Source organism: Prochlorococcus marinus subsp. pastoris str. CCMP1986, assembly GCF_000011465.1.
GTDB lineage: Bacteria > Cyanobacteriota > Cyanobacteriia > PCC-6307 > Cyanobiaceae > Prochlorococcus_A > Prochlorococcus_A pastoris.
The window spans coordinates 209140-222900 of sequence record NC_005072.1; the positions used below are offsets into that span (position 1 = coordinate 209140).

13 protein-coding genes are annotated in these 13761 nt (G+C 32.8%); 8 read left to right on the forward strand and 5 right to left on the reverse strand.

What is annotated here, in order from left to right; all coding sequences use genetic code 11:
• Positions 1-4 precede the first annotated feature (4 nt).
• The 5 genes from hemB to TX50_RS01130 all read left to right on the forward strand — a co-directional run bounded on the left by hemB (position 5) and on the right by TX50_RS01130 (position 5176).
• Positions 5-1006 carry a porphobilinogen synthase gene (gene hemB, locus TX50_RS01110; protein WP_011131854.1) on the forward strand — a complete coding sequence of 334 codons (1002 nt, stop codon included), beginning with the start codon at positions 5-7 and terminating at the stop codon, positions 1004-1006.
• A gap of 55 nt (positions 1007-1061) precedes the next feature.
• Positions 1062-1454, forward strand: a complete 393-nt coding sequence (locus TX50_RS01115) for a VOC family protein (protein ID WP_011131855.1) — start codon at positions 1062-1064, stop codon at positions 1452-1454.
• Between the two features lie 13 nt (positions 1455-1467).
• A complete protein-coding gene (locus TX50_RS01120) occupies positions 1468-3879 on the forward strand; it encodes an endonuclease MutS2 (protein ID WP_011131856.1) in 2412 nt (803 codons plus the stop codon).
• A 43-nt stretch (positions 3880-3922) separates the two neighbouring features.
• Positions 3923-4906: a GTPase ObgE gene (obgE, locus tag TX50_RS01125; RefSeq protein ID WP_011131857.1), complete on the forward strand. Its 984-nt coding sequence runs from the start codon at positions 3923-3925 to the stop codon at positions 4904-4906.
• An 87-nt stretch (positions 4907-4993) separates the two neighbouring features.
• Positions 4994-5176: a hypothetical protein gene (locus tag TX50_RS01130; RefSeq protein WP_011131858.1), complete on the forward strand. Its 183-nt coding sequence runs from the start codon at positions 4994-4996 to the stop codon at positions 5174-5176.
• A gap of 116 nt (positions 5177-5292) precedes the next feature.
• Here TX50_RS01130 and TX50_RS09240 read toward each other — a convergent pair whose 3' ends face one another.
• Together TX50_RS09240 and TX50_RS01140 are read right to left on the reverse strand one after the other, a co-directional pair.
• Positions 5293-5517, reverse strand: coding sequence for a Calvin cycle protein CP12 (locus tag TX50_RS09240; RefSeq protein ID WP_011131859.1), 225 nt, complete (start codon positions 5515-5517; stop codon positions 5293-5295).
• 125 nt (positions 5518-5642) lie between these two features.
• Positions 5643-6527 carry a glutathione S-transferase family protein gene (locus TX50_RS01140; RefSeq protein WP_327077674.1) on the reverse strand — a complete coding sequence of 295 codons (885 nt, stop codon included), beginning with the start codon at positions 6525-6527 and terminating at the stop codon, positions 5643-5645.
• Positions 6528-6614: 87 nt separating this feature from the next.
• Between TX50_RS01140 and TX50_RS01145 the strand changes: the two genes are divergently transcribed.
• From TX50_RS01145 to aroC, 3 genes are all read left to right on the forward strand, one after another.
• Positions 6615-7502: an aspartoacylase gene (locus TX50_RS01145; RefSeq protein WP_011131861.1), complete on the forward strand. Its 888-nt coding sequence runs from the start codon at positions 6615-6617 to the stop codon at positions 7500-7502.
• Positions 7503-7667: 165 nt separating this feature from the next.
• On the forward strand, positions 7668-8750 hold the full coding sequence (psbA, locus tag TX50_RS01150; RefSeq protein ID WP_011131862.1) for a photosystem II q(b) protein: 1083 nt from the start codon (positions 7668-7670) through the stop codon (positions 8748-8750).
• Between the two features lie 112 nt (positions 8751-8862).
• A complete protein-coding gene (gene aroC, locus TX50_RS01155; protein ID WP_011131863.1) occupies positions 8863-9957 on the forward strand; it encodes a chorismate synthase in 1095 nt (364 codons plus the stop codon).
• Between the two features lie 10 nt (positions 9958-9967).
• On the opposite strand, the gene TX50_RS01160 is transcribed toward aroC, so the two are convergent.
• From TX50_RS01160 to sat, 3 genes are read right to left on the reverse strand one after another with little or no spacing between them, the layout of a single operon-like run.
• Complete coding sequence (locus tag TX50_RS01160) at positions 9968-10609, reverse strand: bifunctional 4-hydroxy-2-oxoglutarate aldolase/2-dehydro-3-deoxy-phosphogluconate aldolase (RefSeq protein WP_011131864.1); 642 nt, start codon at positions 10607-10609, stop codon at positions 9968-9970.
• Between the two features lie 11 nt (positions 10610-10620).
• Positions 10621-12477, reverse strand: a complete 1857-nt coding sequence (ftsH, locus tag TX50_RS01165) for an ATP-dependent zinc metalloprotease FtsH (RefSeq protein ID WP_011131865.1) — start codon at positions 12475-12477, stop codon at positions 10621-10623.
• Between the two features lie 46 nt (positions 12478-12523).
• Positions 12524-13699 (reverse strand): sulfate adenylyltransferase, encoded by a 1176-nt coding sequence (gene sat, locus TX50_RS01170; protein ID WP_011131866.1) that lies wholly within the window; start codon positions 13697-13699, stop codon positions 12524-12526.
• Positions 13700-13761: the final 62 nt, after the last annotated feature.

Sequence of the window (13761 nt, forward strand, 5' to 3'; positions counted from 1 at the left end):
TCAAATGAATTTGATCATTCGCCCAAGAAGATTGAGAAGGACAGACGCAATAAGAGAGATGGTAAGAGAAAACCATCTGCATCCTCAAGATTTTATATATCCACTGTTTATTCACGAAAAGGATTTCCAAGAAGAAATATCTGCAATGCCTGGTATTTATAGATGGGACATGAATGGATTAATTAAGGAAGTTTCTAGAGCCTGGGAATTAGGTATTAGATGTATTGTACTTTTTCCAAAAATTGACGATAGTTTAAAAACAGAAGACGGATCAGAATGTTTCAATGAAGCTGGTTTAATACCTAAGGCTATTCGAATATTAAAAAAAGAGATCCCTGAGATGGCAATTATGACTGATGTTGCCTTAGATCCCTATTCATGTGATGGACATGATGGCTTGGTTGATGACAATGGAAAAATATTGAATGATGAAACCATTGAGATTCTGAAAAAACAGGCTATTACTCAAGCAAGAGCGGGAGCAGATTTTATTGGTCCAAGTGACATGATGGATGGGAGAGTTGGAGCTATAAGAACTGCTTTGGATATTGAGGGATTTAGCGATGTGGGAATTATTAGCTATACCGCAAAATTTTCATCTGCTTATTATGGTCCTTTTAGAACAGCATTAGATTCTGCCCCGAAAGAGAATAATAGGAAAATAATTCCAGATAATAAATCAACATATCAAATGGATCCTGCTAACTCTAGGGAGGCTTTAATTGAATCGGCATTAGATCAATATGAGGGTGCAGATATTTTGATGGTTAAGCCTGGTGTCTCTTATCTAGACATAGTTTATCGGCTGAGTACTTTTTCAAATAAACCAATAGCTGCTTATAACGTGAGTGGAGAATATTCAATGGTAAAGGCTGCTGCTATGAAAAATTGGATTAATGAAAAGGATATTGTTTTAGAAACATTGCTTAGTTTTAAAAGAGCAGGGGCAAAATTAATACTCACCTATCATGCTTGTGATGCATCAAAATGGTTGAATGAGAAGTAAAAACTCATTAAAGTTAAAAAATTTGTTTATTCTTATATAAATATTATTAATTATTTTGCTTTTAAAAAGTTCAAAAGGTGTCCAAAGAATCGGACATATTGCACTTAGAGTAGAAAATCTAGATAGAGCTAAGTCTTTTTATTTGAATTTAGGTATGCAATTAATTTGGGATGATAAAGATTGGTGCTATCTGGAGGCTGGTAAAGGGAAAGATGGACTTGCTTTATTGGGGACTAGTTATAAAGCAGCTGGTCCACATTTTGCTTTTCATTTCGAAGATAAAAAGGAAGTGGAAAATATTTATTCAGATTTAAAAAAATCTGGAGTGAAAGTTGCACCTATTCATGAACATCGAGATGGAACGGCTTCTTTTTATATGCAAGATACAGAAGGTAACTGGCTTGAAATGCTTTATGTTCCTGCCGGTGGGATTAAATCAAATATTTGATTATTTCGATTGAATGATAGAGAAAAGTCATTATAAAAATTCATCCGCTCATAGATCACTTTCAGAAGAATCTATAAGTCTTTTAGAATGGGATAATTTAAAAATTCAGCTCTCCTCTTTTGCTTCTACAAAAATGGGAGAAAATGCAATATTAGAGTCTGAGATTCCTACTGAATATGAAATTTCCAGAAGATTATTGCAAGAAACTATCGAAATAAATGAGTTAGAAAAGACCTTAGATAAATCTATTAGTTTTTCAGGTGTATTTGATATAAGTAAAAATATTGAGATTTGTTCAAAAGGAGGGGTTATTAATTCTTCTGAATTATTAGAAATAGCAGAAACAATATCTGCGGCAAAAGATTTAAAAAAAATACTCTTAGATTTTGAGGCAAGACCTTTTATTTCTTCTTTTTTAAATCGTTTAATTGATCATAATCAAATTGAAAAAATTCTAAAAAATGGTATTGAATCAAATGGTAGAATTTCCGATCGAGCTAGTCAGAAATTAGCTAATCTTAGACAAGATTTATTATCTAAGAAATCAGAAAGAAGGATATTAGTAGATAAATTTATTCAAAAAAATATTAATTATATTCAAGATACTATTATTGGTGATAGATATGGGAGACCTGTTGTAGCTATAAAAGTACAATTTGGTGAGAAATTCAAAGGTATAATTCATGATTCTTCTGCATCAGGAAATACCATATATTTGGAGCCAGAATCTATTGTATTTAAGGGTAATAAAATTGCTTCAATGGAAGCCAGAGTAGCAGGAGAAGAATTTAAATTATTAAAAGAATGGTCACAAATTGTTAGTGATAATGATAAAAGCCTTATTGAAATGTCAGATATTCTATTGAGAACTGAGCATGCTCTTATACGTTCAAGATATTCAAATTGGATTGGAGGTAATGCTCCAATTGTTGAGAATAATCCAATAGTTAATTTAATAGGTTTTTCGCATCCTCTTTTGATTTGGGAAAATAAAAAAAAAGAAGCTCCCAAACCAGTATCTATAGATTTTCATATAAATAGAAATACTAAGGTAGTAGCCATAACGGGTCCTAATACTGGAGGCAAAACTGTTGCTTTAAAAGGTCTTGGAATAGCATTATTAATGGCTAGATCGGGATTATTTATTCCATCAATAAAAAATCCAATTATCCCTTTTTGTCCAAATATATTTGTGGATATTGGTGATGATCAATCCTTGGAGGGAAATCTATCTACTTTCAGTGGGCATATTTTGCGTATTAGAAATATTCTGGAATCTCTTAATAATAAAAAGGGGCTATCAGTTGTTTTATTAGATGAAATAGGATCTGGGACTGATCCCTCTGAAGGTACCGCTCTTGCAATCGCATTACTAAAAGAATTCGCAACCCTATCTGATATAACTCTAGCCACAACTCATTATGGTGATATAAAAGCTTTAAAATATAGTGACGATAGATTCGAAAATGTTTCAGTTGCTTTTGACGAAGAATCTTTCAAGCCAAGGTATACTTTGAACTGGGGAATACCTGGAAGAAGTAATGCCTTATCAATTTCAAGGAGAATTGGGATTGATGAAAAAATACTCAATGAAGCTGCTAATTATTTAAAACCGAAAGAAGTTGAAAATATAAATAGTATTATTAAAGGGCTAGAAGATGAGAGGATAAAGCAACAAAATTCGGCAGAAGAGGCTGCTGAACTTATAGCTAGAACAGAAATATTGCATGATGAAATAAAGAGTAATTATGAATTTCAAAAAAATAATGCTGAAAAAATACAGGAAAGTGAAAAACAAAAATTATCAAAATACATAAGAGCAGCTAAAAAAGAGGTTATTAATTTGATTAAGAAATTAAAAGACCAAAATGCAAATGGAGAAGATTCTAGATTAATTGGAATTAGGCTTAAAGAGATTGAGAAGGAACATTTAACTCAAACAAATATCAATAAAGAAATTTCTTGGAGCCCTAAAATAGGAGATTTTATAAAAATTAAAAGTTTAAATAGTACTGGTCAAATAATTGATATAGATCGAAAAGCAAGATCTTTCGAGGTTAAATGTGGATCATTTAGAAGTACATTATTAATTAACGAATTTGAAGGTCTTAATGGGGAAAAACCCAATTTCAAAAATTCTAAAATTCAAATAAATTCTGTAAGAGAAGATTTTTCTTTTTCTAAAATTAGAACAAATAAAAATACCATAGACGTTAGGGGTATGAGAGTCCATGAAGCAGAAATAATAATTGAGGAAAAAATTAGAAAGTTTCATGGACCACTTTGGATAGTTCATGGAATTGGAACTGGAAAATTAAAAAAAGGATTACTTATCTGGCTATCTAGTTTGCATTATGTCGATAAAGTTGAAGATGCAGCAACTAATGAAGGAGGATCTGGTTGCAGTATTGCGTGGATAAAATAAAATCTATAAGTATCTATAAAAAAATCATTCAAAAAACTTTTAAGTGCAATTTATTGATCAAGCAAACATTATTCTCAAAGCTGGTAAAGGCGGCAATGGAATAGTTTCATTTAGAAGAGAAAAATTTGTTCCGGCCGGTGGCCCTTCAGGAGGTAATGGAGGTAAGGGTGGTTCAATAATCATTATCGCTGATAATAATCTTCAAACACTTTTAGATTTTAAATTTAATAGAGAAATATTTGCTAAAGATGGTTTCAAGGGAGGTCCAAACAAAAGATCTGGAGCTTCAGGAGAGAATACAATCCTAAAAGTTCCTTGTGGAACAGAAATTAGAGATTTTAATACTGGTATTATCCTGGGTGATTTAACTGAGGATAAGCAAAGTTTAACTATTGCTCATGGAGGGAGAGGCGGACATGGAAATGCTTATTATTTAAGTAATCAAAATAGAGCTCCGGAATCTTTCACTGAGGGAAAAGAAGGAGAGATATGGGAGGTGCAATTAGAATTAAAACTTCTTGCTGAAGTGGGTATTATAGGTCTTCCTAATGCTGGGAAGAGTACTTTAATTTCTGTTTTATCATCAGCAAGACCAAAAATCGCAAACTACCCTTTTACAACTTTGATCCCTAATTTAGGTGTAGTAAGAAAAGCTGATGGGAATGGGTGCCTTTTTGCGGATATTCCTGGTTTAATATCTGGAGCTGCTGAAGGAGTAGGATTGGGACATGATTTTTTAAGACATATTCAAAGAACTAAAATACTTATTCATTTGATTGATTCAATTGCTGAAAATCCTATTCGTGATTTCGAGATAATTGAGAAAGAATTAAAACGATATGGAAGTGGTCTTTTAAATAAAGAAAGAATAGTTGTACTTAATAAGATGGAACTTGTAGATGAAAATTATTTGCAAACAATTACAAAAAAGTTAGAAAATTTATCTAAGAAAAAAGTTTTAGTTATTTCTTCATCTTTACGAAAAGGTTTATCTCCACTACTTTCTGAGGTTTGGAAGAGAATTTAATTTTTTGGAAATATTATTTTATTAATCAAATTACTTGATTTAATTTAGGAAATTAGCCATAAATTAGATATTGCCTTTAATAAACTTATGAATTTTTATAGTTGCTTTGATCAACAAGGACAAATAATCGCCAGGTGCCAGACTATCCAAGATATTCAAGTTTTAAAGAAAATGGGAAGACCGATAGTAGAAGTAAAAGAAATGAAGAATGAAGAATCTGTTGTCTGTTCATTAACTGGAAGTCCATCTGATTTCAACATGGATTATTAATAAAAAAATAAAAAATAAAAAATAAAAAATAAAAAATAAAAAATAAAAAATAAAAAATAAAAAAGGAAAGGGGCTAATAAAGCCCCTATTATTTTTTACATTTTTAAAATTAAAAATTAATCGTCATAAACTAAACATTCAGGTTCGTCTGGATTTGCATCGCAGAATAACTCTAATGCATTCGGATCATGCTTATCTTCAGGATGATGATCCTTATATCCTTCGAGATCTTTTAATTCTTCAGTTAAATGTCTGACCTTTGGAAGATTTCCCTCTTCTTTTGCAGAGGCGATTTCCGATTGATCTTTTTGAATGTGTTCGTCAATGGATTTCTTTTTCAGTTGTTCATACTAAAGTAGATATCTATAACATAGTTAATTTGAATTGATTTTGCATCATGTACTTTTAAAGTTCGTGTTCATTACAACATGAAATATGTAAATCAATAATTATTTTAAAAAAAAATCTACTTTGGAAGTGATTGCATTATTTCCTTTAAAGAAGGAAGAACTGGGATGATTTGATTAGGATTTAAAGGGAATAATGCTTTGTAATAATCTTTTTTCCATTCAGAGTCAAAACATGTTTCAGAAACCTTAGTTAATTTAAAAAACCTTAATCTCCATTTAATAATATTTCTAAAATCTGAAATTTCTTTTTCAGTACATTTAAAAAGTTGCCTATATATTAATTCCCAACGAATAATTGTTGGAAATAAATAGATATCTGCATAAGTTAAATCTTCTCCACAAATCCAATTACCTACATTCTTATCAAATTTTTTTTCTATTATAGTTAAAGCCTCAAAAAGGTTCTTACTTGCTTTTTCATAAGAGATCTGATTTCTGGCAAATCCGCATTTATAAACACCATTGTTAATGTCAGAATGAATTATTTCTAGTAAATCTTGATCGCATTTTCTTATTTGAAGTGTTTTTTGAGAGGAGTCTACTTTTATTGAGTTCAGAAACTTTACTATTTCAGAACTTTCATTAGATAAGATATTAATCTGATCATTTTGAAAATTAAATAGTAATGGTAATGTCGCCCTAAAAAGATTATGCTTTTGGGCTTTTTTATAAAATTGATGAAGAGTCTCGCATTCCTCAAACTTTTTTTTAAAAATCCATTGACCACTATTAATATCTGCTTCTAAAAAAATAACTTTGACTTTCTTTGATAAGTTTTTCAGCTTGTAAATGAGTAAAGTTCTATGACACCACGGACAAGAATTCCCTACTAATAAGTAAGAATTTTCATTCTTGACTTTAAATTCATAATTTTTATTTATTAGTATCCCTCTCGGCCTTCTATAATTTCCTTGTAAATCTGAAGGTGCGAAACCATTCATTAATTTTGTCCAAAACCAAAACCAGAATTTTTTCGAAAAGTTAATGAGGTATTTATTTTGCATAAACTTAGAATTTTAATTTTTTAAATGACCTTGAAAAAAATACTAATTGTTTCTGGTACTCATGGAAATGAAATTAATCCAGTATGGGCAATCAATCAATTTAATAAGCAGTTTAAAACTATTGATAAAAATATTGAATATAAATTCGTCATAGGAAACCCTCTTGCTTATGAAAGAGGTTGTAGATATATAGATAATGACTTAAATAGATCTTTTACTTCAATTCAAGATAATAGTATTTATGAAACTAATAGGGCAAATTTTTTAGTTGAAAAGTTTGGATTCAATGGTTCAGAGCCTTGTGATGTTGCTATTGACTTACACACTACAACGGCAAATATGGGAACAAGTATTGTTATGTATGGAAGAAGAATGAAAGATTTTTGTTTAGCAGCTTTACTTCAGCATAAATTTGGTTTACCAATTTATTTGCATGAAAAAGATCTTAAACAAACTGGATTTCTTGTAGAAGCATGGCCATGTGGATTAGTCCTTGAAATAGGATCTGTTGCTCAAAATTTTTATGACCCAAAAATTATAAATAGATTTCTAATAATTATTAGTTCTTTGAGAGATGAAATAAACAAGTTAAAAAATAATCAAATAAGACTTCCGAAAGACTTATTTGTCCATGTTCATCAAGGAAGTATTGATTATCCCAGAGATAAAAATGGAAATATTAATGCTTTAATTCATCCTGAGAGAATCAATCAAGATTGGAAGCCAATAAAAAAGGACGCTCCATTGTTTATGGATATGGAGGGTAAAACTAAAACTTACGCAGATGAAGATACTATTTGGCCTGTCTTTATTGGTGAGGTCGCCTACAAAGAAAAGAATATTGCAATGAGTTTTACAAAAAAAGAAGTAGTAAGTGTATCAGATCAAATGTATGAGGAATTTTTTAGTTAGGTTTTATAAATTCGATAATCCCCCCTTTTTACATAAGAATAATTTATCTAAGGTATAAGATTCTTTTTCACATTATTGATGATTTTGGACTATATTTATCAAAGCGAAAATTATTTTTTTCGTTTTTAATTACACGTCTCGATTAGAGACATACTTTACGAACTCATGACAACTATTCAGCAGCAGCGTACTTCGCTGTTAAAAGGCTGGCCACAGTTTTGTGAGTGGGTAACATCAACTAACAATAGAATTTATGTTGGTTGGTTCGGCGTCTTAATGATTCCATGCCTACTTGCAGCAGCGGCTTGTTTCATCGTTGCTTTCATCGCAGCACCTCCAGTAGACATTGACGGAATTAGAGAACCAGTTGCTGGTTCATTCCTATACGGAAACAACATCATCTCAGGTGCAGTTGTTCCTTCTTCAAATGCTATTGGTCTACACTTCTACCCAATTTGGGAAGCAGCTACTGTAGATGAGTGGTTATACAACGGTGGTCCTTACCAGCTAGTAATATTCCACTTCCTTATTGGTATCTCAGCATACATGGGACGTCAGTGGGAGCTTTCATACCGTTTAGGTATGCGTCCTTGGATCTGTGTTGCATACTCTGCACCAGTTTCAGCAGCTTTCGCAGTATTCCTTGTATATCCATTCGGTCAAGGTTCATTCTCTGACGGAATGCCTTTAGGTATCTCTGGAACATTCAACTTCATGTTTGTTTTCCAGGCAGAGCACAACATTCTTATGCACCCATTCCACATGGCTGGTGTTGCAGGTATGTTCGGAGGATCTTTATTCTCAGCAATGCATGGTTCACTTGTTACTTCATCTCTAATCAGAGAAACAACTGAGACAGAATCTCAGAACTATGGTTACAAGTTCGGACAAGAAGAAGAAACATATAACATCGTTGCAGCTCATGGCTACTTCGGTCGTTTGATCTTCCAATATGCTTCATTCAACAACAGCAGAAGTCTTCACTTCTTCCTAGCTGTATTCCCAGTTGTATGTGTTTGGTTAACTTCAATGGGAATCTGCACAATGGCATTCAACCTTAACGGTTTCAACTTCAACCAGTCAGTTGTAGATGCAAACGGTAAGATTGTTCCTACATGGGGTGACGTTCTTAACAGAGCTAACCTAGGTATGGAAGTAATGCACGAGCGTAACGCTCACAACTTCCCACTTGATCTAGCAGCAGCTGAGTCTACAACAGTAGCTCTTACAGCTCCAGCTATCGGTTAAGCTTAAAATTCTAAATTTAAAGCCTCCTTTTATAAGGGGGCTTTTTTTTTATGTTTAATTCTCAATTGAGTTCTTATAATAGTTAATAGAACTTTAATAATTTGATATTTCAATGGGTAGCAGTTTTGGTAAAAATTTTCGTGTAACTACTTTTGGAGAATCTCATGGAGGGGCTGTTGGGGTTATTCTTGATGGATGTCCTCCAAAGTTAAAAATAAATATTGATCTCATACAAAATGAACTAGATAGGCGAAGACCTGGTCAGAGCAAAATTACAACTCCAAGAAACGAAGATGATAAATTAGAGATATTAAGTGGTTTAAAAGAAGGAATAACACTTGGAACCCCTATTGCAATGATGGTTCGCAATAAAGATCAAAGACCAGGAGATTATAGTAATTTAGAGCAAGTATTCAGGCCATCTCACGCAGATGGCACATATCATTTGAAGTATGGAATTCAGGCTGGTTCAGGAGGAGGGAGAGCCTCAGCTAGAGAAACAATAGGAAGAGTTGCTGCAGGTGCTATCGCAAAACAACTATTAAAAAACTTGTTTAATACTGAAATTCTTTCTTGGGTAAAACGTATACATGATATTGACTCTCAAGTAAATAAAAATAAACTTACTCTAAGTAAAATAGATTCAAATATTGTTAGATGTCCAGATGATAAGGTGGCTGCAAAAATGATTAAAAGAATAAAAGAATTGCAGCAAGATGGTGATTCTTGTGGAGGTGTTATTGAATGTTTAGTGAAAAATGTTCCATCAGGATTAGGTATGCCTGTCTTTGATAAATTGGAAGCTGATCTTGCTAAGGCTTTGATGTCATTACCTGCTACTAAGGGGTTTGAAATAGGTTCTGGTTTCTTGGGAACTTATTTAAGAGGAAGTGAACATAATGATTCGTTTATTGAGTCTGATGATATTAGCAAGCTTAAAACAATATCAAATAATTCAGGAGGCATACAGGGAGGAATAAGTAATGGAGAGAATATTGAGATGAAAATAGCTTTTAAACCAACAGCAACTATTGGAAAAGAGCAGAAAACTGTTAATGCTGATGGGAAAGAAGTACTAATGAAGGCTAAAGGCCGACATGATCCTTGTGTTTTACCAAGAGCAGTTCCAATGGTTGATTCGATGGTAGCTCTCGTACTTGCAGACCATTTGCTTCTCCATCAAGCACAATGTTCAATTATTAAATAGGAATAATTATTTAATTCGATCTTCTTCTGAGCCATTCATATATCTTTGGATCTATTTTATTATTTTTGAAACCCATATCCCCAATTACGATAGCTTTATATCCTAAAGATTTATATAGCGGTATATCTGATATAGATAGTCCTCCGGCAGCAATAAAATCTATATTTTTATATTGAGATATATTTATTAATTCAATATTATCTTTAACCGGGTAAATTTTGATAATTTTACAATTCAAATCTATTGCTTGTTTAAGATCTTTTAAATGCTTGATTCCAGGAATTAATAAATGATTTTTTGAATTTGAATAATTTAAAAGGTCTCTATCCCAACCTCTCATCATTGAATAATTGCAACCTATTTTTATAGAGTCATCTATCGATTTCTTATTTTTTATAGAAGCAGAGCCTAGATTAAGACTTGGGAACTTTAATCTTAAATTTGAAACGTAATTTATCCAGTTTTCATTATTAGACCAACTAATTTCTATATTTGTAAAACCTGCCTGTATTAAAAGCTCTATTTCTAGTTCAACTAAATCTTTTTCAATAGTATTTGTATAAATATTTTTAGTTGGTTTTATTAATAAGAAAAAAGATTCTAAGTTTAGACTTTTAGAGGAAGAATCTTTTTTATTTAAAGGAGATATCAAATTTTTTCAAATTAGATATAGTTAGCAACTTTAACCTCAGATCGATTAAGTAAATCTTGGATATCTTCAGTATCAATTGTTTCTCGCTCAATTAGCATTGAAGCCATTTCATCAAGAACACTTCTGTTATCTGAAAGGACTTTTGTCGCTCTTTTGTATGCTGTATCAACAAGTTCTGAAACTTCTACATCAATTGTTGCAGCTGTATCTTCAGAGAAGTCTCTTGTCGCGCTCATGTCTCTCCCGAGGAACATTCCCCCTTGTGATTGACCCAAAGCTACTGGACCTATTTTATCGCTCATTCCAAATTTAGTAATCATTTGTCTTGCAACATTAGCAACTTGCTGTAAATCGTTAGAAGCTCCTGTAGTAACTTCCTCTTCTCCATATACTATTTCCTCAGCAACTCTTCCACCTAGGGCTACAGCCATTTGATTTTGTAGGTAAGAACGTGAGTAAAGGCCGGACTCCATCCTTTCTTCACTAGGAGTAAAGAAGGTTAGACCTCCTGCTTGGCCCCTAGGAATTATGGAAACTTTTGCTACAGCGTCATAATCAGGCATGCAAGCGCCAACTAAAGCATGACCTGCCTCGTGATAGGCAACAAGTTCTTTCTTTCTGTCACTTATAACTCTATCTTTCTTTTCTGGTCCTGCCATTACTCTCTCGATAGCATCTCCTACTTCATCATTACTTACAGTATCGAGATCTTTTCTTGCTGCAAGGATAGCTGCCTCGTTTAAAAGATTAGCTAAATCAGCACCTGTAAACCCAGGAGTTCTTCTCGCAACCTTATCAAGGTCTACATCTTTTGAAAGAGTTTTATCCTTGGCATGAACATTTAAAATTTGTAATCTTCCAGCGTAATCAGGCCTATCTACAGTTACTTGTCTATCAAATCTACCTGGTCTCATTAATGCTGAGTCCAAAACATCCGGTCTGTTAGTTGCCGCAACAATAATAATTCCAGAATTACCCTCAAAACCATCCATTTCAGTTAAAAGTTGGTTTAAAGTTTGTTCTCTCTCGTCATTTCCACCTCCCATGCCAGCACCTCTTTGTCTTCCAACAGCATCTATTTCATCAATAAAAACAATACATGGGGCATTTTTTTTAGCTTGTTCAAATAAATCTCTAACCCTACTTGCACCAACTCCAACAAACATTTCAACAAATTCAGATCCAGAGATTGAGAAAAAAGGCACACCTGCTTCGCCCGCAACTGCTTTTGCTAAAAGAGTCTTTCCTGTTCCTGGTGGTCCAACTAGAAGAACACCTTTAGGAATTTTTGCACCAACGGCAGTAAATCTGTCAGGGCTTTTAAGAAAGTCTACAACCTCTGTTAACTCTAATTTTGCTCCTTCAACACCAGCAACATCTGAAAAAGTTACTTGAGTAGAAGGTTCCATTTGAAGTCTAGCTTTGCTTTTTCCAAAACTCATTGCTGGATTACCACCACCACCTCCACTTCCATTTTGTGATCTTCTAAATAGGAAGAATAAACCTCCTATTAATAAAACCGGGAAAATTAAACTACTTATAGCTTGCTGCCAAGGATTAGCTAATTTTGTGGGTGTAACGGCTATATCTACATCATTCTCGGTTAGGATTTTTAATAAATCTTTATCTGGAGCCAGATTAACTTCAGATCTACTGCCATCGTTTTCAACAACTTGTGCAGTTCCACTATCTGGGGATAATAAAACCCTGCTAACTTCTTTATCTTGAACAGCTTCTATAAAATCACTATATCTAAGGGTTTTGGTGGCATTCTCAGTCTTAGGTTTATCAAAAACAGAAGTACCTATAAAAATTACTGTAATTACTGCTAGGACGTAAAGTCCTACGTTTCTCCAACGTTTGTTCACGATAAAAAATTTCTATTAAGACTATGATACTAATAATAAAACAATATTAAGACTTTCTAAGTACATCTACTACACTTTTAAATGCGAACCATTCTGGAATTGAATCTCCATTCCTCAGCTTTTTCCTGAATTCTGTACCGCTTAGTTTCATTATCTGATATTTTTTCTCTTTTGCTTCTTCGGCAGTTATGTAACCTTTTTCTATTGTGTATACCAAATTTTTTGAAGGTACAGTTTTCATCAGTAACTCTTCTGCGCATTCATTGGCAAAAGTCTGGGCATCATAAGGTCCATAAAAATCTTCACCAGTTGATGATGATTTACATCCAGCCATATCCCTACCAATTATAAAATGAGTACATCCATAATTCCTTCTTATAATCATGTGTTGAAGAGCTTCTCTAGGTCCAGCCATATGCATTGAGTATGGCAAAAAAGCCCATTTTATTTTCTTATTAGAAATTTCTTCTTCTAATTTTTTATAGGTCAAATATCGGACTTTCCCTGGAATATCATCCTGTTGTGTTGGCCCGCAAGTTGGATGAACCAAAACAACTGAATTTGAGGAAACATTTTCCGATTGTAAGGCGTTAGTAAACAATTCATAATGAGCTCTATGAATTGGATTTCTACATTGAAAAGCAACTACATCAAAATTAGCAGGTAATAAATCTCTTACTTCTTTTGGTGTTTTACATGGAAAATCTCTATTTGGGAGCTCCAATCCATAAACTTTACCCCCTATGTAGTATCTGCCTCTTTCATTGAAAATCATCTTTACTGCAGGATGATCCAAAGAATTAGTCCCGTAACAAAATTCTGCCTCTTCGGCCTTATCTGGCTCCCATTTTGAACTTACTTTTAAAATCGCTAATTTTTGTTTTTTATAAGTGAGTAATATTGTTTCATCCTCCTTGATTTGTGCATTATTAGTATCAAATACAATCGGCAAACCAAAGAGTAAACCCTTTGTATCTCTATGGCTTTTAATTACAGATTTATACTCTTCTTTATCCATAAATCCTTCTAGAGGAGAAAATCCGCCAACCATTAATAGTTCTATATCACAAGCATTTCTATCACTACATTCGTGTTGATACGAAACTTGAGAAAGAAGCTTTAATTTTAGTTCTTCATCCTTAATAATTAATTCTTTTAGTTCACCGCCATAAGCAGGTATTAAACCTTTTGAATCTCTTTTAGATTCTTGTTGTGAATTCATTTTATGATTTGTATAAGATAAATTAAAAAAAAAGAGGGCTTGTTTAAACCCTCTTTTTTTAT